This window comes from Mesorhizobium humile, assembly GCF_033977215.1.
In the GTDB taxonomy this organism is placed as follows: Bacteria; Pseudomonadota; Alphaproteobacteria; order Rhizobiales; family Rhizobiaceae; genus Mesorhizobium; species Mesorhizobium humile.
On sequence record NZ_JAVIIV010000009.1, the window covers coordinates 101,611 to 127,711 of the forward strand.

Consider the following 26,101-nt stretch of genomic DNA (forward strand, 5'->3'; position numbering starts at 1 on the left):
TCCAATCGGTGACTTCAAAGTAAATTTGCCAAGATTAAAGGGCTACGTCCAGTGCGCTTGCAATTGTCATGGCGTATTGCCAGTGTCGGCCCCGAACCGCAGGTTGCAGGGGGAACGAGCGGGTGACAGCGACGGAGGGGACCGGACGACTGGCGCAGTTGCACAAGCAGCTGCTGGCCGACGATTCGATCCAGTTCGGGCTGCCGACCTATGTGCGGCCCGAGCCGCCGGCGTGGCTGAAGCCGTTTCTGGACGGCCTGGCAAAGCTCGGTCCGTATATGATCTACCTGTTCTGGGGCGCGGTGATTGTCGGCGTCGCGATCATTGCTTTCCTGCTTTTCCTCGAGGCCAAAGGCGTTGCCTGGCGCCTGCCATGGCGGCGGAAACGCGAAGAGACCGAAGCGAAGGAAGAGTGGCGTCCTGACGCGGGCGCCGCCCAGATCCTGCTCTCCGAGGCCGATGCGCTGGCAGCGCGCGGCGAATATGACGAGGCGGTGCATCTGTTGCTTCGCCGCAGCGTCGCCGACATCGCCACGCGGCTGCCCGATTTCCTGCGGCCGTCGCTCACCGCGCGCGATATCGCCGGCGCGGGCTCCATCCCCACCCGGCCCCGCGCCGCCTTCAGCGAGATCGCCCGCATCGTCGAGGCAGCCTTGTTTGCCCGCCGTCCCGTCGGAGTCGAGGGCTGGCGGCAGGCGCGCGGCGCCTATGAGCGTTTCGCCTTTCCGGATGCCTGGGCATGACCGCGCAGGTGACAGGGGCAGCGCAAGAACCGTTCAGCCGCAAAACCCTGTTCTGGGGCATTTTCGCCAGCCTGCTGGCGGCGGCCGGGTTTTTCCTTTTGTCCACCTATGCCCCCGATTTCCGCGAACCCGAAGGCGGCGGCACGCCGTTCTCGAAGGGCGGCACCGGCTATGCCGGGCTTGTCGAATGGCTGAAGCTGACCAACGGACAAGCGCCGCCGATGGAACGCGGCGAGAAGGACCTGGCGTCCCCGCTGGCCTCGACTTTCCTGCTCGTCGTCACCATCGCACCGGGCAGCGACCCGGCCGCGCTCGACCACATCATCAAGCTGCGCTCGGGCAAGGACACGCTCTTCGTGCTGCCGAAATGGCAGACCTTTCCCTTGTTCAGCCATGACGGCTGGGAGACCAAGGTCGAGCGGCTGCCCAACACGGTCGTCAACGACTGGCTCGGCCGCATCGCCAAGGCGAAGCTCGGCGAGGCGAAGAACACGCTCTCGCAGATCAATATCGCCGGCCGAACGGTGCCCGCGCCGGAGGACCTGCAATGGGTGGCGGACGACCATCCGCTGATCGCGGCCGGCGACGGCAGGGCTATCCTGACCGAACTCGACAACGAGCCCTTCTACATCCTCACCGATCCCGATTTCATCAACAATGCCGGGCTGAAGGACGAACAGACGGCAGCCGCCGCGCTCGACATGATCGCCATGATCGAGCCCGCCAAGGGCGCCGTCATGTTCGACCTGACGCTGCACGGCATCGGCCAGAAATACGATCTTGCCAAGCTGTTGGTCGAACCGCCCTTCCTGGCGCTGACGCTGTCGGTGCTGGTGGCCGCCGGGCTCGCCTTCCTGCATGGGCTCGGCCGCTTCGGCCCGCCGCGTGCGGAAGGCCGCGCCATCGCCTTCGGCAAGCGGGCGCTGGTCGACACCACGGCGATGCTGCTGAGGCGCGCCGGGCGGCTGCAAGAGCTTGGCGACCGCTATGCGGCGCTGATGCGCCAACGCGCCGCTGCCTTGCTTGGCGCGCCGCACGGGCTGCAAGGCGAGGCGCTCGACCGCTGGCTGGACTCCCGCGACAAGGATGAAGCGCACGGCTTCACCGCGCGGTTCAAGGCAGTGAATGATTCCAATAGTTTGGCCGGAATGCATGAAGCAGCGGAAAAGCTGCATGACTGGACGGCAAGGAGGCTCGGTGAACGTCGATGAAGTGAAGGCCCTGGCGAACGCGATCAGGGAAGAAGTAGCGAAAGCGATTACCGGGCAGCGCGATACCGTCGACCTGATGCTGACTGCGCTGTTTGCTGGCGGGCACATCCTGCTCGAAGGCCCGCCGGGCACCGCCAAGACGATGACGGCGCGCTGCTTCGCGCAAGCGCTCGGCGTCGCCTATGGCCGCATCCAGTTCACGCCCGACCTGATGCCTGGCGATATCGTCGGCGCCAACATCTACAATTTCCAGAGCGGGCAGTTCACGCTGACGCGCGGCCCGATCTTCTGCGACCTTCTGCTTGCCGACGAAATCAACCGCACGCCGCCGAAGACGCAGGCAGCACTCCTCGAGGCCATGCAGGAGCATGCCGTCACCTTCGACGGCACCACGCATTCGCTTGGCCGGAATTTCATGGTGGTGGCGACGCAGAACCCGATCGAGCATCAGGGCGTCTATCCGCTGCCCGAAGCGCAGCTCGACCGCTTCCTGTTCAAGCATCGGGTGAGCTATCCGGACCTCCGGGAAGAGCGCGCCATCATCATCCATCACGGCGGCGGCTCGGCCTCGCACGATATCGAGCAATACGGCATCAAGGCGCGGACCGACCGCAAGACGCTGGAAGCCGCCCTTGCCACGGTCGGCGAGGTCACGCTGGTCGACGATATCGTCGGCTATATCGCAGCACTCGTGCGCGGCACGCGCGAAAGTCCTGACCTCGAGGTCGGCGCCAGCCCGCGCGCGGGCGCCATGCTGGCGCGCGCCGCGCGCGCCAGGGCGGCGCTCGACGGTCGCAGCTACGTCATCCCGGACGACGTCAAGGCTTTGGCCGTGCCGGCGCTGCGCCACCGCGTCGTTCTCTCGCCGGCAGCGCAGATCGACGGACGGCTGGTCGAGCAGATCGTCTCCGACCTCGTCGACCACACGGAAGCGCCGCGTTGATCTATCCGAGCGGCAGAGCGGTCTGGGCAGCGGCGGCGGGGGCGATCCCCGCCTTCCTGATCGCGCTCGCTCTGCCGCATGTCTGGTATCTCGGCCTGTTGTGGATCTGCCTGCTGCTCGCCTTCCTGGCGGTGGACGCCGCCGCCGGGCGAGGCCGCGCCTCGCTCAACGCCACGCTGACGGCGCCGCCGCAGGTCGGCGTCGGCGGGCGCTTCACGCTGCACATCGCGGCGGGTTTCGGCGCCAAGCCGCGGCGCCTGCAGGCGCGTGTCGGGCATGACCAGCGGCTCCAGCCGGTCGCCGGCACCGGCGGCGCGCTGCCGGCCAATGGCGGCACGCTCGACCTCGAATTCGAGGCCATCCGCCGCGGCATCCCCAGTTTCGACCGGTTGTGGCTGCGCTGGCAGGGTCCGTTCGGGCTGATCTGGAACCAGGTCGTTCTGCGGGTCGATCGCAAGGTCGCGGTGCTGCCCGACGTCAGCAGCGCGCGCGACGAAGCGATCACGCTTCTGCAGCGCTCCGCGCTTGCCGACGGCCATGCACAGAAGCGCGCCGGCCAGGGCCGCGAGTTCGAGGCGCTGAAGGACTACCAGCCCGGCATGGGCCGGCGCATGATCGACTGGAAGCGCAGCGCCCGCCACGGCAAGCTTCTGGCGCGCGAATTCCGGATCGAGGAGAACAACAACATCGTCCTGGCCATCGATAGCGGCCGGCTGATGTGCGAGCCCGTCGACGGCGTGCCGAAAGTCGACCGTGCGGTGACGGCAGCACTTCTGTCGGCCTTCATCGCGCTCAAGGGCGGCGATCTCGTCAGCCTGTTTTCCTTCGACGCCAGGCCGCGCGTCTCCAGCGGCGCGGTGCGCGGCTCGCCGAGCTTCACCATGATCCAGAAGCGCGCCACCGAGATCGATTATTCGACCGAGGAAACCAACTTCACCCTGGCGCTCACTACGCTTTCGGCCAGGCTCGACCGGCGCTCGCTGGTCATCGTCTTCACCGATTTCGTCGATCCGATCAGCGCCGAGCTGATGCTGCGCACCGTGGGCCGGCTGACCGAACGGCATCTGGTGCTCTTCATGCTGATGAAGGATGTGGAGCTCGAAACGTTGGCCGACATGGCGCCAGCGGCGCCCGAGGATGTCGCCCGCTCCGTCACCGCCGGCGACCTCCTGCGGCAGCGGCAGGTGGTGATCGGCAGGCTCAGGCTGCTTGGCGCGCATGTCATCGAGGCCGATCATCAGCGGCTCGGCCCGGCGCTGGTCGAGCGCTATATCCAGCTCAAGGAGGAGAACCTTCTATGACGCTGTCGGCCGGCACCGATGCGGTGCGCCAGTCGCTGGCAAGCTTCCGCCAGGAGCGCGAAGCCGACTGGAAAGCCTTCGAGGCGCTGCTGGCGCGCGTCGAGAAGCGTGCGCCGCGCGCGCTGTCGGAAGACGAACTCCTGTCGCTGCCGCTCCTCTACCGTTCGGCGCTGTCCTCGCTTTCGGTAGCGCGCGCGACCTCGCTCGACAGCGCGCTGATCGCCTATCTAGAGGCGCTGTGCCTGCGCGGCTATTTCTATCTCTACGGCGCGCGGCGATCGTTGAGGACACGCATCGGCGACTTTTTCCTGCATGATTGGCCGGCGGCGATCCGCGACCTTTGGCGCGAGGTGTGGACATCGGTCGGGTTGACGGTGATCGGCGCCATCGCCGGCTATTGGCTGGTCGCCTCCGACAAGCGCTGGTACGACGCCATCATCGCGCCGAGCCTGGCGGGCGGGCGCAACCCGGATTCGTCGACCGAGACGCTGCGGGCCGTGCTTTACGGCGGCGGCGACCATTTTCTGTCGGGCTTTGCCGCCTATCTCTTCACCCACAACACGCAGGTCTCGATCCTGGCCTTCGCGCTGGGCTTCGCCTTCGCCGTGCCGAGCGTGCTGATCATCCTGATGAATGGCTGCATGCTCGGCGCCATCTTCCATATCTATGCCGCCAAGGGCCTTGGCTTCGAGCTCGGCGGCTGGCTTTCGATCCACGGCACGACGGAGCTGTTCGCCATCGCCATCGCGGGTGCTGCCGGCATGCGCATCGGCACCAGCATCGCCTTTCCCGGCGAACTGACCCGTATGGCGGCCGCAGCGCGGGCCGGTCGCGTGGCGGCGACCGCCATGATCGGCGTCACGGTGATGCTGCTTTTCGCCGGACTGTTGGAAGGCATCGGCCGGCAGACGATCACCAGCGACCTCACCCGCTATTCGATAGGCGGCGGCATGCTGGCCTTTTGGATCTGTTATTTCTACCTGTTCCGGATGGTGCGGCATGGCGACCGCTAGGGCAGCGAAGGTCAAGGACCCGGCAGCGCTGATCCGTCCGCTGGTCACGCCGGAGGGCGTCGACCTCAGGGTGAAGCTGGCGGATGCCGGCACCCGCGCCTCCGGCTTCCTGCTCGATGTGGTGCTCATCATCGTGGCGGCGATCGTGGTGAGCCTCGTCGCGTTGTTCGGCCTTGGTGGGCTTGGCGTGCAGGATGCCGAACCGCTGTTCATCGTCTGGATCATCTTCATCTTCTTTCTGCGGAACGTCTATTTCATCGCCTTCGAAGCGGGCCGGCGGGCAGCCACACCGGGCAAGCGCATGGTTGGCGTGAGGGTCGCGTCGCGCAGTGGCGCCGGCCTCACGCTCGACCAGGTCATCGCGCGCAACCTGATGCGCGAGATCGAAGTTTTCCTGCCGCTGTCGATCCTCGCCGCGCGCGCCAGCGCCGATGTCGCCGACACGCTGACCACCATCTTCGGCCTGGTCTGGGCGCTGCTGTTCTCGCTGTTCCCGCTGTTCAACCGCGACCGGCTCAGAATCGGCGACCTGCTCGCCGGCACCTGGGTGGTCGAGGCGCCAAAAGTGGCGCTGCTCGAAGACCTTTCGCAGCGCAAGGATCCGGTCGCGGCCCGCTTCCAATTCAGTCCGGCGCAGCTCGACGCCTATGGCATCGCCGAACTGCAGAAGCTGGAGGAAGTGCTGCGCCGCGACGACTATTCCGCGCTGAAGGCGGTGGCGGAGACCATCGCCCGCAAGATCGGCGCCAGGGTCGAGCCGATCGATTCAAAAGCTTTTCTCACCGCCTATTACGGCGAGCTCCGCGCCCATCTGGAGCGCAAGCTGCTGCTTGGGAACCGCAAGGCGGACAAGTATGCGCGGTAGCGAAGCGTCCCTCGCCTACCCGACCCACTTCTCATAGTCCGACACCAAGAGGTGCACCGGCGCGACGTCCTCGTCGATGTTGGAGAAGCGGCCGATCGGCTCGCGAAAGACGTTGTCGGTGAGGTCGTCATTGACGGTGGAAACCTCGCCGATCAGCACATCCTTGCCCTCGGCCCAGAAGGCGTGCCAGACGCCGGGCAGCAGTGTCACGCTCTGGCCGGGATCGAGCTTCAGCAGGCCGCCGGCCGGCAATCTGGTGATGGTCCCGTCGACCGGTACCGAGACTTCGGCCTTCGGGTCGATGCCGCCGTCGCGGTCGTGCATGAACAGTTCCAGCACCAGCTTGCCGCCGCCGCGGTTGATGATGTCCTCGGCCTTGATGTTGTGGCGGTGCATCGGCGACAGCTGATCCTTGCGCGAAATCATGATCTTCTCGGCATAGAGCATGCCCATGCCGAGCTTCATGTCTTCGTAGCGGCCGTTGCGCACGGTGAACAGGAACAGGCCGAGCTCGTCGAACTTCTCCTGGCCGTAGTCGGTGATGTCCCAGCCGAGGCGCGAGGTGAAGATGGCCGAGGAGTCGGTCTTGTGCGCCTTCATCTCTTCCGGCGACCAATAGGCGAAGGGCGGCATGATGTAGCCGAAGGAGCGGATGAAGGCGTCGGCTTCGCGGATGATGTCGTTGATCTTTGAGCGCTTCATGGGTTCTTTTCCTTCCGGCCGCTGCCTGCTGAAATCTGCCCTTCCGAATAACCCAATGCCGATCCGCTGTCGACGCAAACCGGCGGTTCTGGACCGTGACATCTGGCCGGATCGGGGCCATAACCCAGTCGGTTTTTGAAGCGCATGTCCTCGTGCCGGAATCGGCAGGCATGCTTTGGACGGTGATCTCATGCCAAGCATAGACGACCTCGACACGCCGGCGATCCTTATCGATGCGGCACGCGCCGAAGCCAACATCAAAAAGGCGCAGGCGCATGCCGACGCACATGGGTTGAAGCTGCGACCGCATATCAAGACGCACAAGCTGCCTTATTGGGCGAAGAAGCAGGTCGGGGCCGGCGCCGTCGGTATCACCTGCCAGAAGATCGGCGAGGCCGAGGTGATGGCCGATGCCGGGCTGACCGACATTTTTCTGCCCTACAACATCCTTGGCCGCGCCAAGCTGGAGCGGCTGAAGGCATTGCATGGGCGCGTGACGCTGTCGGTGACGGCGGACAGCCGTGAGACGCTGGAAGGCCTTGCCGCCACCTTCACGGATACCGACCATCCGTTGCAGGTTCTGGTCGAGTGCGACACCGGCATGGGCCGCTGCGGCGTGCAGAGCGCCGACGATGCACTGGCGCTGGCGAAAGTGATCGACAAGGCCAAGGGGCTCGCCTTCGGCGGGCTGATGACCTATCCGGCCGCGGGCCGCGCCGCCGAGGCGGAAGCGTGGCTGAAGGCCGCGCGCGACGCGCTTGCGGCGGCCGGCCTCGCATGCGAGCGCATCTCCAGCGGCGGCACGCCGGACATGTGGCGTTCCGGCGAGGACAGCGTCGTCACCGAATATCGGCCCGGCACCTACATCTATCTCGATCGCTACCAGGTCGCCAAAGGCGTCGGCACGCTGAACGATTGCGCGCTGACGGTACTCGCCACGGTGGTCAGCCATCCGACCCCGACCCGAGCCATCCTGGACAGCGGGAGCAAGGCACTGTCCTCCGATACGCTGGGGCTGCCGGAGTTCGGCGAGTTGCTGGGCGTGCCCGGCGCCCGCGTCACTGGCTTGAGCGAAGAGCACGGCACCGTCACGCTATCGGACGGCGCCGCATTGCACATCGGCGAGCGCGTGCGCGTCGTTCCCGACCATTGCTGCGTGGTGACGAATTTGTTCGACCAGGTGCATCTGATCGACGGCGACAAGGTGCTGGAAACGCTGCCGGTTGCGGCAAGGGGGCGGATGGGGTGAGGAGCGCCCTTCCCTTCTCCCCTTGTGGGAGAAGGTGTCGCCGAAGGCGACGGATGAGGGGTGCTCCAGGGAAAACCAGCGCCTCACTCCGCTGGAACACCCCTCATCCGTCTCGACGCTGACGCGCCGATCCACCTTCTCCCACAAGGGGAGAAGGTTAAGCGGCCTGCCTTGCCGCAACCCTGCGCATCGCGGTGACGCGGCGCCGGAAAATCTCCGTGCGTATCGCCATCAGATGCAGCGCGAAGAACAGCACCGTGAAGCCGAGCGCCATCACGGCGAGCGGCCACAGCATCGAGGGATCGATGGTCGGGCCGCCGAGGCGGAAAACGGAAGCCGGCTGGTGCAGCGTATTCCACCAGTCGACCGAGAATTTGATGATCGGGATGTTGATGAAGCCGACCAGCGTGATGATGGCGGCGGCCCAGGCGGCGCGGCCGGCATCGTCCAGCGCGCGCGTCAGCGCAATGATGCCGAGATACATCAGGAAGAGCACAAACACCGAGGTCAGCCGGGCGTCCCACACCCACCAGGTGCCCCACATCGGCTTGCCCCAAATGGAGCCGGTGATCAACGCCAGCGCTGTGAAGGTGGCGCCGATCGGGGCCGCAGATTTCAGCGCGACATCGGCCAGCGGATGACGCCAGACCAGCGTGCCAAGCGCCGAGAGCGCCATGATCGTGTAGCACATCATGGCGAGCCAGGCGAAAGGCACGTGGATATACATGATGCGCACCGTGATGCCTTGCTGGAAATCCTCCGGCGCGGTGAAGCTCATATAGAGGCCAACGGCGAGCAGAATCGCCGCGACCGCCGCCAGCCACGGAATGACCTTGTCCGCCAGCCCGACGAAGCGCGTCGGGTTGGCGAGATCGGTCCAGGCGGCAAGCCGTGAGGTGGTATCGCTCATGCCGATCTAAATAGACCGGCAGTGTGTCGGGGGCAATTCCCCTTCTCCCTTGTGGGAGAAGGGAAGAACTTACGCCGCTTCGTTGACCGCACGGCTGAGGCGGCGGACCTCTTCGTCGTTGAGCAGGCCGCCGGCGCGCAGCAGGCTGGCGAAGCGGCCGTTGCGCAGCGATAGCTCGGTGAAGCCGCCGAACTCGACCACCTTGCCCTTGTCCATGAAGACGACGAGGTCGGCGTCGCGGACCGTGGTCAGACGGTGGGCGATGATGAAGGTCGTGCGGTTGCGGCGCAGCTCGTCGATCGCTTCCTTGACGCGGTCCTCGGTCTCGACGTCGAGCGCGCTGGTCGCCTCGTCGAGCACCAGGATCGGGGCGTCCTTCAGCACGGCGCGGGCAATGGCGATACGCTGGCGTTCGCCGCCCGAGAGCTGGCCGCCACGCTCGCCGACGACGGTGTCGTAGCCGCAGCTCTTGGACAGGATGAAGTCCTGTGCGGCGGCGGCATTGGCAGCAGCGTGCACCTCGTCATTGCTCGCATCGGCGCGGCCGACGCGGATGTTGTCCTCGATCGAGCGGTTGAGCAGGCCGGCGTCCTGGAAGACGGTGGCGATCGAATGGCGCAGCGACTTGCGGGTCACCGTGCGGGTGTCGATGCCGTCGATCAGGATACGGCCGCTGGATGGCGTGAAGACGCGCTGCAAGAGATTGATGAGCGTCGTCTTGCCGGCGCCGGTCGGGCCGACGATCGCAACGGTCTGGCCAGCCTGGACCTCGAAGGAGACGTCCTCGATGCCGTGGCCGGAATTGGCGAACTCGAAGCTGACGTCCTCGAAGCGCACATGGCCGGTGACGTTGGTGAGCTCGCGCAGGCCATCGGGCTCGATGGTCTCGGCGGCGGAGTCCTCGAGACGGTAGAAGTCCTCGAGCTTGGCGCGCGCCTCGGAAATCTGGGTGGTGAAGGCCGACATCTGGTCGAGACGGGCGATCAGCATTCCAGCAAAGCCGGTGAACGCGACGACATCGCCGACGCGGAGCTGGCCACGGGTGACGAGATAGGCGCCGATCGACAGCACGATCATCATCGAGATGGTCGACGACAGGCGGTTCAGTGCATTGGCGATCGCCCACCAGTCGAGCACCGGGTTCTGGGCGTCGAGCAGGTCCTTGACGTAACGCTTCAACGTCGCGGTCTCATGGCCGATGCGGTTGTAGCTCTGCAGCACGGCGACATTGCTGACGCTATCGGAGACATGGGCAAAGACGGTGTGGTAGTGGCGCTCGACTGCTGTCTGCCCCGACTTGGTGTGGCGCATGACGATACGGCCGATGCCGACGTAAAGCACGCCGAGGCCGAGCAGCACAACGGACATGCGGATATCCATGGCAAGCGCGGTCGGCACCAGCAGCACCAGCGCGATTGCCGTCGACAGATGCACGCGCATGAATTCGAGCCACAGGCTGAACAGGGTCTCGACGGCGCGCAGCAGCGTATGCAGCGAATTGGACGTGCCGCGCTGGTGATGCCAGGCGAGCGGCATGGTGATCACGCGTTCGAAGGACTGGCACAGCACTTCGGAACGGCGGGCATGGGCGAAGCGATCGGCGCCGCGCGCCACCAGCACGAAGGCGACGACGTTGAAGATGCCGAGAGCGGCCCAGACGGCGAGCGTCGAGAACACCGGGCCTTTTTCCGAGATGGCGCCGATCACCCGGCCGAGCAGGATCGGCTCGAGGATTGCGATTGCCGCGAGCGCCACGTTGGCTCCGCAAATCAGCGCGACGCGCTTCTTGTCGGCCGCCAGATAACCCAGCGCTCTTAAGTAGATCTGCAGAAGTGACACTTCAGCTACTCCGCCAAACTCTTGTAAGTGCTCAATGCCGGTTTTGTGCACCGCACCATTTTCTGACACGTATCGGTTAATGTGTCGCGAAACAATGCGTCGTCTATCCCTTCCGTTCCCATTTAGCGAACAAAAGATGACGACGGTACGAAATCTGACGTGATCACCTAACGGTTTGAGATAAAAGGTGAAATGTCAGCCTTGCGGCAAAATAATGGCACTTACCCCGCACTGCCACATTTTTAATCACATGCTGCTTGCTTACCCTGCCCTAAAGGAAGGCATGTGACCGGGCGCGGGAGCCTCGCCAAGTAAAAAACGGCGGTCAGCCGCGCATCCCGGGGGACGCGCGGCCGACAAGCCAAGCCTTTGATTTTACGCAGGTATCCTGACGACGACCTCGGTCTTGCCGCCGGCCTTCGGCTCAAAAGACGTCGCTTTTTTCTTCGAGCCGTCGACTTCTAGCGAGATCGACTTGGTCTTTTTGTCGCGGATGACACGAAGCTTGATTTCGCCGTCGAACATCTTGAGCGTCGCGGCGTAGCCGTCCCAGTGCCCGGGCAGCTTCGGCCTAAACGTGATCTCCTTGCCGCGCCGTTCTATGCCGAGAATGCCTTCCACGGCGGCGCGGTAAAGCCAGCCGGCCGAGCCCGTGTACCAGGTCCAGCCGCCACGGCCGCCCTTGCCTTCGCCGGAATAGATGTCGGCGGCCACGACATAAGGCTCGACGCGATAATGCTCGGCCGCCGCTTCGTCCGAAGCGTGATTGACCGGGTTCAGCATCGAGAAGCAGCGATAGGCCTCGTCGGTGCGGCCCATTTCCGCCAGCGCGATGACGAACCAGGTGGCGGCATGGGTGTACTGCCCGCCATTCTCGCGCACGCCCGGCGGATAGCTCTTGATGTAGCCGGGGTCCTTCTGGCTCTTGGAGAAGGGCGGCGTGAACAGCTTGACGATCTTGAGCTCGTCGTCGACCAACATCTCGGTCGCCTGCTCCATGGCCGTCGTCGAGCGCGCGGGATCGCCCTCGCCCGACAGCACGCTCCAGGACTGGGCGATGGAGTCGATCTTGCACTCGTCCGAATTGTGCGAGCCGAGCGGCGTGCCGTCGTCGAAGCTGCCGCGCCGGTACCACTGGCCGTCCCAGGCGGTGCTTTCCAGGGCACGCTTGAGCACGTCAGCGTGCTTGACCCAGGCCTGCGCCCGTTTGGCGTCGCCCTGCCCCTTGGCGACAGGGGCAAAGTCGGTGAGCGTCTTCAACAGGAACCAGCCCAGCCACACGCTCTCGCCCTTGCCACCCTCGCCGACACGGTTCATGCCGTCGTTCCAGTCGCCGCCGAGGATGAGCGGCAGGCCGGCAGGGCTGCTGCGCTTGATCGCGAGATCGAGCGCCCGCGCGCAATGGTCATAGAGCGGCGCGGTGGTCTTGGTGATCTCCGGCGTGAAGAAGGCGTCATGCTCGCCCTCGCCGAGCTGCTGCCCGTCGACGAAGGGCAACTGCTCCTTGAGTATCCCAGCGTCGCCCGTCACCTCGACGTAGCGGGCCGTCGCATGCGCCAGCCAGACGACGTCGTCCGAGATCATGGTGCGCACCCCGGCGTCGGTACGCGGCAGCCACCAGTGCTGCACGTCGCCTTCGGGGAACTGCCGGCGCGCGGCATTGAGGATCTGGTCGCGCGCCAGCTTCGGGTCGTGCGCCAGAAGGGCAAGCGTGTCCTGCAACTGGTCGCGGAAGCCGAAAGCGCCGCTCGCCTGGTAGAAGGCCGAGCGCGCGCGGATGCGGCAGGCCAGGCTCTGGTAAGGCAGCCAGTGGTTGACCATGGCGTTCATCGCCTCGTCCGGCGTCTCGACCTGGATGGTGTCGAGGAAGCCGCGCCAGGCCTTTTCGTTGTCGGCCAGGCGCTGGTCGAAATCCTTGCCGCGATGGGTCTGCGCCAGCGCGCTCGCCTCGGCGGGCGTTGCCGCGTCGCCAAGCAGCCAGACCAGCGTGACGTCGCCGCCGGCAGGGATGTCGATGTCGCTGGCGAGAACCGCGCAGGGATCGTCGCCCGCCTCGATGCGGCCGGAGAGCGCAAGCCCGCCAAGCACGGCCTGCGGATATTCGGTCGTACCGTGCCTGCCGACGAACTCGGAACGGTCCGCGGTCACCGAATGGACGGGATGGCTTGCCGCCAGGAAGGCGACGCGCTCGCCGAAATCGAGCCCATAGGGGTTCTGCGCCAGCATGGCGCCGGTCACCGCGTCCCGGGAAGGCACGATGGTCGCCGCGGTGCGCGAGCGATGACCGCCCAGCACCCATTCGGCGTAGGCATAGACGCGCAGGCGCGCCGGCACGGAACCCGAATTCTGGATGCGCAACCGGCTGATCTTCACCGGATCGACAGGATCGACGACCTGCGTCAAATCCATCGACAGCGGCCCGCGCTTCGAGCGGAACGTCGAGAAGCCCTGGCCGTGCCAGGTCTCATAGGTCATCGACGGATCGCGAACCGTCGCTGCCATCGGCGAGAACGCCTTGCCGCTGGCGTGGTCGAAGACATAGAAGCCCTCGCCCGGCCGGTTCGACACCGGGTCGTTCGACCATGGCGTCAGCTGATAGTCGCGGCTGTTGCGGCTCCAGGTGAAACCGGCGCCTTCCGCCGAGACGTGGAAGCCGAAGGAAGCGTTGGAGATCACGTTGATCCAGGGCTGCGGTGTCGAGCGCCGCCCGGTCAGCCGCGTGACATAGTGGCGGCCGTCGCCGTCAAAGCCGCCGAAGCCGTTCCAAAGTCTGAGACCACCGCCGTCGGCGGCGATGTCGGCCCCGCCCCGGCTTGCCGGGACCGGCAAGGGCAGCGGCGGAACGGGCTCGCGCGGCGAGCCGCCCTCGGCCTGCAGCAAGGCATCGCGGGCCTGGAGCGCCGCTGTCTCGGCGCGTTCGAGCTGGTCGAAGATCGTGCCGTTGCGGGTATGCAGCACGACGCGCGCCACCGACAGCAAGGTCTTGTAGGTCGGCTCGTCCATCAGGTCGCGGCGTACCGCGAAGATGTGCTGGCGTGGCCCGAGCTCGCGGCCGCGCAGGCGACTGTTCTCGCACAGCGTCTCCACCGCGCGCTGCAGGTCCTGCACATAGGACGAGGCCTGCTCGTTGACGACGACGAAGTCGATCATCATGCCACGGGCCCGCATATACTCCTGGAAGCGGAGCGCCTGGGCGACGATCTCGAGATCGGCGACGTCGCCGATGCGCACGAGGAAGATCGGGAAATCGCCGGAGATGCTGGTCGGCCACAGGCTCGACTGGCGGCCGAGGCCGGACGCGATGGATTCCGCCGGCAGGCGCAGGAACGGATCGGGATAGATCAAATAGCGCGCCAGCTTCTGCACATTGGCGGCGTCGGTGAGGCTGAGGCCGAGATGGCGCGTCTGCACCTGGCTGCGCGTCCAGGCAAGCATGGCCTGGCGGGCAAAACTCTCCTGGTGGTCGAGCCGGGCGATCGCCTCGTCGAGCTCGTCGCGATTGACGCCGACGGCCGTCCAGAAGGTCAGCGATACCTTCTTGTTGGCCGGCACGCGCACCTGACGGCGCAACGCCGCCACCGGGTCGAGCGTGAAGCCCTGGCTGCCGGAAAGCCTGACGCCGGGGTCGAACGCGACGGCATCGGCGATGGTGCGGCCACGGCCGATGAAGGCGCGCCGGTCGGTCTCGGCCTCGGCGTCGCGCGACGGACCCGACGGGTCGGTGACGAAATGCACCATGGTGAGGTCGGGATCGTTCTTGTCGCGCTTGCGCCGCGTGGCGAAGATGGCGCCGTTGTTCGGCGCGATCTCGGTCTCGACGAACATCTTGGAGAACGCCGGATGCGCGTTGTCCGAGGCTTCGTTGCCGAGCACCAGCTCGGCGAAGGAAGTCACCTCGATATACCGGTCGGTGGCGCCGTCATTGTAGAGCGTGATGCGGCGGCCCTCGCCGTTGCCTTCGGAAATGACGATGCACTCGACTTCGGAACGCAGCGAGCCCACCGTCTTGGTGAAGCTCGCCTTGTCGTCGCCGAACAGCGTCTGGACGCGCTCGCCTTCGGCGCGCTTCGGTTCCGCCGTGGCCGACCACCAGTCGCCCGTCGCGGTGTCGCGCAGGAAGATGTAGGAGCCGAGGCGATCCTCGCTCGGGTCCGGCTGCCAGCGGGTGACGGCAAGCTCGCCGAAGCGGCTGTAGCCGGAGCCTGTCGCGGTGACCATGACCGAATAGCGGCCGTTGGACATGACGTTGGTCGCGCGCAGCGCCTTGATCGGGTCGAGGACGACGCGGCTGTCGGGGCTCTCGGCCTCGGTCTCGTCCTTGGAGCGCTCGTCGGCCTCCGTCCGGACGGTCGCGGTCGGAATGTCGCGGGGCGCCTTCTCCTGCAACAGGAGTTCGGCCGATTCGATCACCGGGTCGCTGTGGAAGCGCTCGCGCAGCCGGCCCTCGAAAATGGCGTCGGCTACCGCCGCGATCGACATGCCGGAATGGTGCGCCATGTAGTTCTGCACCACGGCGTGGTCGGTGCCCTCGGGCACGCGCTGCGGCGTGAAATCGACCGCGTCGTAGAAGCCGTGACGGCCGAGCGCGCCGATAGAGCGCAGCCGCTGCAGGTTCTGCACCGCTTCGCGCGGGCTGAACTGAGCCGCCAGGATCGTCGCGTAGGGCGCGATCACGGTGTTCTGGCCAAGGCCGCGCTTCAGGCCGAGGCCAGGCACGCCGAAATTGGTGTACTGGTAGGTCAGCTCACGGTCGCGGGCGTTGTAGGCCGCTTCCGAAATGCCCCAGGGCACGTTCTTGGAGCGCGCATACTGGATCTGGCGCTTGATGATCAGCTTGCTGGTCTGGTTGAGGATCGAGCCCTGCGGCTCCTTCATCACCAGCGGCGGCATCAGGTACTCGAACATCGAGCCCGACCAGGACATCAGCGCGCCCTGGAAGCCGATCTCGACGATCGGCCGTCCGAGACGGAACCAATGCTCGGTCGGCAGGTCGCCCTTGGCGATGGCGAACAGGCTGGTGAGACGGGCTTCGGAGGCGAGCAGGTCGTAGCAGCTCTCGTCGAGCTGGCGGTCCTCGACGCGGTAACCGATCGACAGAAGCTTGCGCTCCTGCCGCATCAGGAAGGAGAAATCCATCTCGAAGGCGTAGCGACGGCAGCGCTCGCGCAGCGCAAGCAGCTTGGCACGCAGCGCCGAAACCGCGCTCTCGTCATTGTGCGAGTCATGCACATGGGCTTCGCAGGTCGCTTCCAGCCGCTCCGCCCAGTCGGCAATGACATCGCTCTTCGGCGAAGCCGCCTCGGTGTGGATGGCGGTGGCGAGCTTGCGGATCTCGCCGGCCAGCACGGCAAGGTTGATGGTGCGGATCGACGCCATCTCAGGCTGCGCCTTGATGGTCGCGACGGCGCGACGCATGCCGTCGAGACGGTCGGCCAGGCGCTGGCGCAGCGGTCGCAACTGCCGGCGGTCGTCCGGCAATTCGTCCAGGCTTTCGTCGAGAATGGTGACGGTGTCGATGATGCCTTCGAAATCGCCCTGCAGATGCACGGACGGCGCTTCGGCCCATTCGGCGCAGGAGGCCGCCACGGCGACAAGGTGGCCGGCGAGATTGCCGCTGTCGACCGCCGAGATGTAGAGCGGATAAAGCGGCTTCAGCGTCGTCGTGTCGTACCAGTTGTAGAGATGGCCGCGATCGCGCGGCATGTTCTCGATGGTCGTCATCGTGGCGTCGATGCGGGTGATGGCGTCCGACAGGCTGATCCAGCCGAAGTCGCGCGCCGACACCACCGAAAGCAGATAGACGCCGATATTGGTCGGCGAGGTGCGCGGCGCCACCACCGGCGCCGGGCTTTCCTGGAAGTTGTCCGGCGGCAGGTGATGCTGCTCGGCGGTCACGAAGGTCTCGAAATAATGCCAGGTGCGGCGCGCGAAGGTGCGCAGCGCGTGAATGTCGGCGGCCGAGATGCGCAACCTGTCCTCGGTCTCGGCCGAACGGCTGATCCAGCAGGCGACGGCGGGCGACGCGATCCAGAAAATGGCGAAGAAGAAGGCGACGAAGGCGCCGGTGGAATCGGCGAGCACCGGAATCGCCAGGCCGACGACGCCGATGATGACCGCGCCATACATCATGCCGTAATAGGCGCCGAGATCGTTGCCGCCCTTGGCTGCCTGCGAGGCGGTGCGCCATTCGAGCAGGTTCTGCCGGCTGACGAAGAGCCGGTAGATGGTGCGGACGATGGCATCTCCCATCATCCAGGCGAGATGCGCCATCAACAGCACTTTGAGCGCCACAAGCGCCGTGCCAAACACCGTGTCGCGCGCCAAAGCAGAGAAATGGCCGCGCGGCGTCTGGTCGCCGCTCTTGGGCAGGATGCCGTTCACGATGTCGAAGGTCGGCGCCATGAACAGGCTGAGGATCATCAGGGCCTGCCACTGCGCGGCCTGGGTGAAGGGCAGCAGCGTCCAGCCGGCGACGCAGGCCATGACCCAGAAGATCGGAGTGACCGAGCGGCGCAGATTGTCGACCATCTTCCAACGCGACAGCGCCGGCACGCCGGAGCGCGGATCGAAGATGTAGCCGAGCAGCTGCCAGTCGCCGCGCGCCCAGCGATGGTGGCGCGAGGCGTCGACCGAGTAGCGGGTCGGATAATCCTCGACCAGCTCGACGTCGGTGACCAGCGCCGCGCGCGACAGGGCGCCTTCGAGCAGATCGTGGCTGAGAATGGTGTTCTCGTCGATGCGGTCCTTCAGCGCCGCCTCGAAGGCGTCGACATGGTAGAGGCCCTTGCCGGTGAAAGAACCGTCGCCGAAGACGTCCTGGTAGATGTCGGAGACGGCGAAGACATAAGGGTCGAGGCCGCGATTGGCCGAAAAGACGCGCTGGAAGAAGGAGGCGTCGTCGCCGCTGGTCAGCGAAGCGGTGATGCGCGGCTGCAGGATGGTGTAGCCGGCGCTGACGACGCGCTTGACCGGATCGAAATGCGGGCGGTTCAGCGGATGGGCGAGCTTGCCGACCAGGCTCGAAACCGCATCGCGCGTGGTGCGCGTGTCGGCGTCGAGGGTCATCACATAGACGACCTTTTCCGGCAGCGGCACGTCGAGCGGCAGGAAGGTGGTGTCGCTGTCGCCACGCAGCAGAAGGTTCAGCTCATGCAGCTTGCCGCGCTTGCGCTCCCAGCCCATCCAGCAGCCCTGCGCCTGGTTGTAGAGCCGGCGGCGATGCAGGAGGTAGAAGCGCGGCGAGCCTTCCGACGGATAACGGGCGTTGAGCCTGGCGATCTCGTCGCGGGCATATTGCAGGATCTCGATATCGGCGGCGTCGATCTCAGTCTTGGAATCCGGCCAGTCGGACAATAGAGCGAAATGGATTTCTTCCGCCGTGTTGGCGAGGTGATGCACCTCGATGTTGCGGATGTTTTCCTCGACGTCGTCGCGCGAGCCGATCAGCGAGGGCACCACGACCAACGTGCGCGACGCGGCTGGGATGCCGTGCTTGTTGTAGTCGTAGCCGACAAGCCTGGTCGGTTTCAGGAACAGCGCCACCACGGTGTTGAAGAAGGCCAGCGCGCCTTCGCTGGCCGGCACCGCGAACAGCGCCAGCATCAGCGTGATCGATTCCACCGACAGGCCGAGATTGGCGAGCGCCCTGCCCGACAGCACGAGCAGCAGCGCCGTCAGCAGGAAGACCGGCCCGACGATGCCCATCCAGCCGGCGCTGGCAAAGCCGCGCTTGAAGGTCACATAGAAAGGCGGCCGGTAGCCGATCGCCTTTTCCAGTTCCTGCCGGCGCGGGCCGACCAGGAAGAAGCCTACATCGGTGTGCACGTCGGGATCGGCGGTTTCGGGCACGCCGGACGCATCGGTGACGCCGGGCGTGTGGCCGGCAAGCTCGATCGCCTTTTCGGCCACCCGGTATTCGGACAGCTCCGAGCGCCGCGCCAGCTGCTCGATCGCGGTGCGGTACTGGTCACGCGAGAAGAAATCGAGGTCGGCGAAATCGGTCTTCTCGCGCAGCAGCGTGTCGATGCGGCTGACGCCTTCGAACCAGACCGTCCAGTCGACGTCGTTGATGAGGCGCAGGCCGCGGATGATGTTGCCGGTGGTGACGTTGCCGCTCGACAGCGTCTGATGCTCGGAGATGATGATCTCCTCGGCATCCGATCCGGTCTTTTCGAGCTCGCCTTCCAGCCATTCCAGCGCGCGGCCGGCGTTCTGCGAGCCGTCGCGCAGGCGGTAGAGCAGCTGGGTGGCGAAGGTGGTGTCCTGCGCATGCGCACTGTAGTTGGACAGGATCCTGGTGCGGTCGGCATTGTCGTCGGTCGCCAGCACGCGGTCGGCGACCTCGTTGGCGATGTGGCGCATCTGCCTGGTGCGATCGACGCGCACCGCGATGCGGCGCAGGTTCTCGATCAGCACGAAGCGCAGCAGCGACGGCAGCGCCCAGAGCTCGCCGATCTTCATCGGCTCGACCGACTGGAAGCCCTCGACGATCGCCTTGAACATGCTGGCCGAGACGGAGCTGTCGGAGTGCTCGACATAGCTCCAGGCGACGACGAAGGCGCGCGGCAGCACGGTGCCGTCGCCGAGCGTGAGCGTCGGCAGCTGGCGATAGAAGCGGCGCGGCAGGTCGCGCTTGACCTGGAAGATGGTCTCCTCGACCAGGTAGTTGTTGTCGAGCAGCCATTGCGCGGCCGGCGTTATGGTCTCGCCCTTGGCCTGGGCGGCATTGGTCGAGCGGTAGACTTCGAGGATCTTCTTGGCGCTGTCGCGGATGCGGGCCTGGAACTCGAACGGGGCGAGGCCGAACAGTTCCTTGACCTCGCCCTTGGCGAGCGCGACGCCCAAGGCGCGCAGCCGGTCCTCGGGCAGGAAATTCGAGCGTATCGGCGCTTCCGTCACCGTCGGGAAGCCGGCGCTTGTCTGTTCGATCTTGTTCGGATTCGTCTGAATGTTCATTGAAAATTCCGTAAGCGGGGGCGCAATGCGGCGTCACCGCCACGGCAATGGCCCTAAAACCGGTTCAATTGCAATTGGTTGCATGACTGATCGGCCGAAAGTTTGTTTTGCGCACCACAACAGGGGCGTGCCCTTTCGACAGCTCGTGGGCGAACGCCCCTCGCTCTTCGCCCCCGGTTGGATCAGGGCAAGGATTCGGGCTTTTTCGTGATACATGCAAGGGGCCGGGCGATAATTCGCCCGAGCCGCGATCATGTTTGGCAACAGCCGTTAATGGTTGGCGGCGAGGCGGTGGAGCTCGATCACGAATAACAGGCCCTGCCCCTTGGGCTGAAGCCGCAATTCCGGGCTGTCACGGTCGAGGATCAGCGTGTCGAGAGGGGCGAGGTCCGGCGCATCGTCCGTGATGAGCGTGAAGCCTGCATCGACGGCCAGGATCAGCGTCGTGTCGGCGCGCGGCACAATGCGAATCTCACCGGAGAGCGCCCGGCGCTCGACCTTATGGGCCACGCGGCCACGGCGGGTCATGACGTTGAGATCAGTGATGGGGCCGCCGATCAGCGCCGCCCCGGTCGGCACGTCGCCTGGAAACGCGAGCGGCGGCGAGGCCGTGGTCAGCGGCGCCGGCGGCTGGCCGGCGATGTCGAGGACGATCCCCTCGCCTTCCAGCACCGACAGCGTGCGGTCGATGCCGGCGAAACTCGAGAACGGCCCGCTGGTTTCGACTTTAGCCATCGAGATGCGCCAGTCGAAATCGTCGAGCCCGGCGCCATCAGGCGAGACGGCGATCTCGGTCGTCGTGCCGCCGCCATTCTTCCACGGCATGACTTTGTAGTCGGCGGCACGAAGGATGCGCATCGCTTTAGCCCAGGATGCCCGGCAGGTTGAGCTGGTGCTCCTTGGCACACTCGACGGCGATGTCGTAGCCGGCATCGGCATGACGCATCACGCCGGTCGCCGGGTCGTTCCACAGCACACGCTCCAGGCGCTTGGCAGCGTCCGCCGTGCCATCTGCGACGATCACCATGCCGGCATGCTGGGAGAAGCCCATGCCGACGCCGCCGCCATGATGCAGCGACACCCAGGTCGCGCCGGACGCGGTGTTGAGCAGCGCGTTGAGCAGCGGCCAGTCGGAAACGGCGTCGGAGCCGTCCTTCATCGCTTCGGTCTCGCGGTTCGGCGAGGCGACCGAGCCGGAATCGAGGTGGTCGCGGCCGATGACGACCGGCGCCTTGAGCTCGCCCTTGGCCACCATCTCATTGAAAGCGAGGCCGAGCCGGTGGCGGTCGCCGAGGCCGACCCAGCAGATGCGCGCCGGCAGGCCCTGGAACGAGATGCGCTCGCGCGCCATGTCGAGCCAATTGTGGAGATGCGTGTTGCCGGGGGTGAGCTCGCGCACCTTGGCGTCGGTCTTGTAGATATCCTCCGGATCGCCGGAGAGCGCGGCCCAGCGGAACGGGCCGATGCCGCGGCAAAACAGTGGCCGGATGTAGGCCGGCACGAAGCCCGGGAAGGCGAAGGCGTTCTCGAACCCTTCGTCCTTGGCGACCTGGCGGATGTTGTTGCCGTAGTCGAGCGTCGGCACGCCGGCGTTCCAGAACGCCACCATCGCCTCGACATGCTCGCGCATCGAGGCGCGCGCCGCCTTCTCGACTGCCTTCGGATCGCTGACGCGCTTCTCGCGCCACTCGGCCATCGTCCAGCCCTTGGGCAGATAGCCGTTGATCGGGTCATGCGCCGAGGTCTGGTCAGTGACCATGTCGGGGCGGATGCCACGCTTGAACATCTCCGGCACGATCTCGGCGGAGTTGCCGAGCAGGCCGACCGACTTTGCCTCGCCGGCCTTGGTCCAGCGATCGATCATCTCCATCGCCTCGTCGAGCGTCTCGGCCTTCTCGTCGAGATAGCGGGTGCGCAGGCGGAAATCGATCGAATCCGGGTTGCACTCGATGGCAAGGCAGGAGGCGCCCGCCATGACGGCGGCCAGAGGCTGGGCGCCGCCCATGCCGCCGAGACCGCCGGTCAGGATCCACTTGCCCTTGAGGTTGCCGTTGTAGTGCTGGCGGCCGGCCTCGACGAAGGTTTCATAGGTGCCCTGCACGATGCCTTGCGTGCCGATATAGATCCACGAGCCGGCCGTCATCTGGCCGTACATCATCAGGCCCTTCCTATCGAGTTCGTTGAACTTCTCCCAGGTTGCCCAGTGCGGCACGATGTTGGAATTGGCGATGAGCACGCGCGGGGCGTTGGAATGGGTCTTGAAGACGCCGACCGGCTTGCCGGACTGGACCAGCAGCGTCTCGTCCTCGCCCAGCGTCTTCAGCGACGCGACGATGCGGTCGAAATCGTTCCAGGTGCGCGCCGCCCGGCCGATGCCGCCATAGACGACGAGCTCGTTCGGGTTCTCGGCGACCTCCGGATCGAGATTGTTCATCAGCATGCGCAGCGGCGCCTCGGTCGTCCAGTAGCGGGCGTTGAGCTTGTCGCCGCGGGGGCTGCGCACTTCGCGGATGTTGTGGCGTGGATCGTTCATCATTGTCCCTTTCGAGTAAGGCGGCGCCTCAGCGCCCGGCCCAGTCAATGGCGGTTTCGAGGATGTTCTTCAGCGTGGCGCGGATCGGCGCGGCATAGGTCGCGTCGTAGGGCACCGGCCAGTTCTCGGGTGAGCCCTTCTCGGCCGGCTCGCGCATGTAGCCGCGGTTGGAGAGCTCCATCTGCAGCGCGTGGACACCATTCCGGGGCTGGCCGAAGCTTCTGGTGATCCAGCCGCCCTTGAAGCGGCCGTTGACCACCCAGGTCTCGCCGGTCGCGGCCAGGATGGCGGCCACCTTTTCCTGCAGCGCCTGATCGGTGCTCTTGCCGTCATTGGTGCCGAGATTGAAGACCGGCAGCGTGCCTTCGAACAGCCTCGGCAGGACCGAGCGGATCGAGTGGCAGTCGTAGAGCACGATCTTTTCATGCATGCCGCGCAGCCGGTCGATCTCGGCCTGCAGGGCAGCGTGGTAGGGTGCGAAATAGGTCTCGCGGCGCCGGTCGATCTCGGCCGGCGTCGGCTCGTTGCCCATACGGTAGAGCGGGTCACCGTCAAAAGTCTCCGTCGGGCAAAGGGTAGTCGTCGCCTGCCCGGGATAGAGCGAGACGCCGGACGGATCGCGGTTGACGTCGATGACCGTGCGCGAAATGGCGGTGTGCACGACGGTCGCGCCGAGATCCTTGGCGAAATCGTAGAGATTGTCGATCCACCAGTCGCAGTCGCGACGGCCAAGCCAGGTCGAGACCAGCCGGCCGTCAAGGCCAGCAAGGTCGATGCCCGTGTGCGGGATCGAGACCAGCAGCGGCGCGGTGCCCTGGGTGACAGTGAGCCAGTTGGGCGAGGTCATGAGAGACCTCCGTAAGTTGGAGCTCTACGGCGCCCCCCTCTGCCCTGCCGGGCATCTCCCCCTCTTGGGGGGAGATTGGCTGTCACGCCGGCCTTCGCCAATCGCCTACGTTGAAGAAAGAGCAGCGCCAAAGAGGCTGCTGATCTCCCCCCTGGAGGGGGAGATGGCCGGCAGGCCAGAGGGGGGCGCGAAGGATCGCGGCCTTCAATCTTCGGTATTCTCACGACGCAATTCCCGGCAACGCCACCGCGCTCGCCGCCTTCACCGTGGCACCGTTGCGCACCATGGCGATCGCCTTCTCCATGTCGGGATGGAAATGACGGTCATTGTCGAGATGCGGGACTTCGGCCCGGACCAGCTTGCGCACCGCTTCCAGCGCCTCGCTGGATGCAAGCGGCTGATGGAAGTCGCAGCCTTGGGCTGCGGCCAGCAACTCGATGCCGATCACGGCGGTCGCGTTCTCGATCATGCCGAGCAACCGGCGCGCGCCGTGCGCCGCCATCGAGACATGGTCTTCCTGGTTGGCCGAGGTCGGGATGGAATCGACGCTCGCCGGGTAGGCCTTCTGCTTGTTTTCCGAAACGAGGGCCGCCGCCGTCACCTGCGGGATCATGAAGCCTGAGTTCAAACCCGGCTTCGGCGTCAGGAAGGCCGGCATGCCCGAAAGCGCCGGGTCGACCAGCATGGCGATACGCCGCTCCGACAACGAGCCGATCTCGCAGACCGCAAGCGCGATCATGTCGGCGGCGAAGGCCACCGGCTCGGCGTGGAAATTGCCGCCCGAAAGCGCGGTGTCGTCCTCGGCAAAGATCAGCGGATTGTCGGTGACGCCATTGGCCTCGGTCCGAAGCGTGTCGGCGGCCTTGCGCAGCACGTCGAGGGCGGCGCCCATCACCTGCGGCTGGCAGCGCAGGCAGTACGGATCCTGCACGCGCTCGTCGCCGACGCGGTGCGATTCACGGATCGCGCTGCCGGCCATCAGGTTGCGCAGGGCATCGGCCGTCTCGATCTGGCCGCGATGCTTGCGCAACAGATGGATGCGCGGGTCGAAGGGGGCGTCGGAGCCCTTTGCGGCGTCGGTCGACAGCGCGCCGGCGACCAGTGCCGACTGATAGAGCGTCTCCGCCTCGAACAGGCCGGCGAGAGCGAAAGCCGTCGAGAACTGGGTGCCGTTGAGCAGGGCCAGGCCTTCCTTGGCGCCGAGTGTCACCGGCTCCAGCCCGTGCGAGACGAAGGCCACCTTGGCCGGGAAGCGGCCATGCGGGGTGAAGCATTCGCCGACGCCGATCATCACGGCCGTCATATGGGAAAGCGGTGCGAGGTCGCCGGACGCGCCGACCGAGCCTTGCGCCGGTACGACGGGGATGACGTCGTTGGCGAGCATGGCTTCCAGCAATTCGATGGTCTGGGGCCGCACGCCGGAGGCGCCCTGGGCGAGGCTGGCGAGCTTCAGTGCCATCATCAGCCGCACCACGGCGACGGGCATCGGCTCGCCGACGCCGGCGGCATGCGAGAGCACGATGTTGCGCTGGAGCGTTTCGAGATCGTTGGCCGGAATGCGGACGCTGGCCAATTTGCCGAAGCCGGTGTTGATGCCATAGACCGGCTCACCCTTGGCGACGATGCGGGCCACCGCTTCGGCGCTCGCCTTGATCTTCGGCCGGCAGGCGGCGTCGAGCTTCGGCACGGCGCCGCGATAGATGGCGCGCCAGTCGGCAAGCGTCGCGTTGCCGGGCGTCAGGGTAAGTTCGGTCATTGTCCTCTCCAGATACGGGCATGGAGCGGGTTGAAGCCCATGCGGTAGACGAGTTCGGCCGGGCGCTCGATGTCCCAGATGGCGAGATCGGCCGATTTGCCGGCTTCAAGCGTGCCGGTGTTGCCCAGCAGGCCAAGGGCGCGCGCGGCTTCGCGGGTGACGCCGGCAAGGCATTCGTCGACAGTCATGCCGAACAGCGTCGCGGCCATGTTCATGGTGAGCAGCAGCGAAGTGAGCGGCGAGGTGCCGGGATTGGAATCGGTGGCGACAGCCATCTTCACGCCGTGGCGGCGGAAGAGATCGACCGGCGGCTTCTTGGTCTCGCGGATGAAGTAGTAGGCGCCGGGTAGGATGCCCGCAACGGTGCCGGCCTTGGCCATCGCCGCAGCGCCCTCCTCGTCCGTATATTCGAGGTGGTCGGCCGACAGCGCGCCATAGCGGGCGGCAAGGGCCGCGCCATGCAGGTTGGAGAGCTGATCCGCATGCAGCTTCACCGGCAGGCCGAGCGCCTTGGCCTTGTCGAAGACGCGCGCCATCTGTTCCGGCGAGAATGCAATGCCCTCGCAAAAACCATCGACGGCGTCGGCGAGTTTTTCGGCGGCGACCTGCGGCAGGATGGTGTTGGCGACGAGATCGATGAACGCGTCCTTGTCGCCCCTGGCTTCGGGCGGCAGCGCATGCGCGGCAAGGCAAGTGGTGCGGACCGTGACCGGACGCTCATCGGCCAGCCGGCGGGCGGCGCGCAGCGACTTCTTCTCATTGTCGGCATCGAGGCCGTAGCCCGATTTCACCTCGACGGTGGTGACGCCTTCGGCCATCAGCGCGTCGAGGCGCGGCAGCGTCTGGGCGACCAGCTCGTCTTCGCCGGCGCTGCGCAGCGACTTGACCGAGGAGACGATGCCGCCGCCGGCGCGCGCCACTTCCTCATAAGTGGCGCCGGCCAGCCGCATCTCGAATTCGTTGGCGCGATTGCCCGCATAGACCAGATGCGTATGGCAATCGATCAGGCCGGGCGTGATCCAGCGGCCAGCGCAATCGACGGCCTCGGCGCCCTGCCCGGCAGCGGCCGGCATATCGGCCTCAGGGCCGGCATAGACAATAAGCCCATCGCGCGCGGCGACCGAGCCTTTCTCGACGATGCCGAGACCGGCCGCACCATCGGCCATGGTCGCCAGGCGCGCATTGCGCCAGACCCGATGGCCGCTCTTTCTGTTTGCTCCACCCATCATCTTTT

General features: G+C 66.0%; 16 protein-coding genes. 7 read left to right on the forward strand and 9 right to left on the reverse strand.

Annotation, left to right across the window (positions count from 1 at the left end):
* Positions 1-122 precede the first annotated feature (122 nt).
* From RFM52_RS15610 to RFM52_RS15635, 6 genes are read left to right on the forward strand one after another with little or no spacing between them, the layout of a single operon-like run.
* Entirely contained in the window at positions 123-743 is a 621-nt protein-coding gene (locus tag RFM52_RS15610) for a hypothetical protein (RefSeq protein ID WP_320297347.1), read from the forward strand.
* Positions 740-1,954, forward strand: coding sequence for a DUF4350 domain-containing protein (locus tag RFM52_RS15615; RefSeq protein ID WP_320297348.1), 1,215 nt, complete (start codon positions 740-742; stop codon positions 1,952-1,954). Before RFM52_RS15610 ends, RFM52_RS15615 begins: the two co-directional genes overlap by 4 nt.
* A complete protein-coding gene (locus tag RFM52_RS15620; RefSeq protein ID WP_320297349.1) occupies positions 1,941-2,897 on the forward strand; it encodes an AAA family ATPase in 957 nt (318 codons plus the stop codon). Before RFM52_RS15615 ends, RFM52_RS15620 begins: the two co-directional genes overlap by 14 nt.
* Complete coding sequence (locus tag RFM52_RS15625) at positions 2,894-4,198, forward strand: DUF58 domain-containing protein (protein ID WP_320297350.1); 1,305 nt, start codon at positions 2,894-2,896, stop codon at positions 4,196-4,198. Before RFM52_RS15620 ends, RFM52_RS15625 begins: the two co-directional genes overlap by 4 nt.
* Positions 4,195-5,211, forward strand: coding sequence for a stage II sporulation protein M (locus RFM52_RS15630; RefSeq protein ID WP_320327857.1), 1,017 nt, complete (start codon positions 4,195-4,197; stop codon positions 5,209-5,211). The genes RFM52_RS15625 and RFM52_RS15630 overlap by 4 nt, the downstream gene beginning before the upstream one ends.
* The gene (locus RFM52_RS15635; protein ID WP_320297352.1) at positions 5,198-6,076 is read left to right on the forward strand and encodes an RDD family protein; all 879 of its coding nucleotides are present in this window, start codon (positions 5,198-5,200) and stop codon (positions 6,074-6,076) included. Before RFM52_RS15630 ends, RFM52_RS15635 begins: the two co-directional genes overlap by 14 nt.
* Positions 6,077-6,091: 15 nt before the next feature.
* Here RFM52_RS15635 and RFM52_RS15640 read toward each other — a convergent pair whose 3' ends face one another.
* Complete coding sequence (locus RFM52_RS15640; protein WP_320297353.1) at positions 6,092-6,778, reverse strand: D-lyxose/D-mannose family sugar isomerase; 687 nt, start codon at positions 6,776-6,778, stop codon at positions 6,092-6,094.
* A 190-nt stretch (positions 6,779-6,968) separates the two neighbouring features.
* Between RFM52_RS15640 and RFM52_RS15645 the strand changes: the two genes are divergently transcribed.
* Positions 6,969-8,027, forward strand: coding sequence for a D-TA family PLP-dependent enzyme (locus RFM52_RS15645; protein ID WP_320297354.1), 1,059 nt, complete (start codon positions 6,969-6,971; stop codon positions 8,025-8,027).
* A gap of 157 nt (positions 8,028-8,184) precedes the next feature.
* Here the strand turns inward: RFM52_RS15645 and RFM52_RS15650 are convergent, their stop codons facing one another.
* From RFM52_RS15650 to hutI, 8 genes are all read right to left on the reverse strand, one after another.
* Entirely contained in the window at positions 8,185-8,937 is a 753-nt protein-coding gene (locus RFM52_RS15650) for a heme ABC transporter permease (protein ID WP_320297355.1), read from the reverse strand.
* Positions 8,938-9,006: 69 nt separating this feature from the next.
* Positions 9,007-10,776, reverse strand: coding sequence for a glucan ABC transporter ATP-binding protein/ permease (locus RFM52_RS15655; RefSeq protein ID WP_320297356.1), 1,770 nt, complete (start codon positions 10,774-10,776; stop codon positions 9,007-9,009).
* 375 nt (positions 10,777-11,151) lie between these two features.
* The gene (locus RFM52_RS15660; RefSeq protein WP_320297357.1) at positions 11,152-19,731 is read right to left on the reverse strand and encodes a glycoside hydrolase family 94 protein; all 8,580 of its coding nucleotides are present in this window, start codon (positions 19,729-19,731) and stop codon (positions 11,152-11,154) included.
* A gap of 270 nt (positions 19,732-20,001) precedes the next feature.
* Positions 20,002-20,589: a HutD/Ves family protein gene (locus RFM52_RS15665; protein WP_320297358.1), complete on the reverse strand. Its 588-nt coding sequence runs from the start codon at positions 20,587-20,589 to the stop codon at positions 20,002-20,004.
* Positions 20,590-20,593: 4 nt separating this feature from the next.
* Positions 20,594-22,267: a urocanate hydratase gene (gene hutU / locus RFM52_RS15670; protein ID WP_320297359.1), complete on the reverse strand. Its 1,674-nt coding sequence runs from the start codon at positions 22,265-22,267 to the stop codon at positions 20,594-20,596.
* A 25-nt stretch (positions 22,268-22,292) separates the two neighbouring features.
* The gene (gene hutG / locus RFM52_RS15675; protein WP_320297360.1) at positions 22,293-23,111 is read right to left on the reverse strand and encodes an N-formylglutamate deformylase; all 819 of its coding nucleotides are present in this window, start codon (positions 23,109-23,111) and stop codon (positions 22,293-22,295) included.
* Positions 23,112-23,331: 220 nt separating this feature from the next.
* A complete protein-coding gene (gene hutH / locus RFM52_RS15680; RefSeq protein ID WP_320297361.1) occupies positions 23,332-24,867 on the reverse strand; it encodes a histidine ammonia-lyase in 1,536 nt (511 codons plus the stop codon).
* A complete protein-coding gene (gene hutI / locus RFM52_RS15685) occupies positions 24,864-26,093 on the reverse strand; it encodes an imidazolonepropionase (protein ID WP_320297362.1) in 1,230 nt (409 codons plus the stop codon). The genes hutH and hutI overlap by 4 nt, the downstream gene beginning before the upstream one ends.
* Positions 26,094-26,101: the final 8 nt, after the last annotated feature.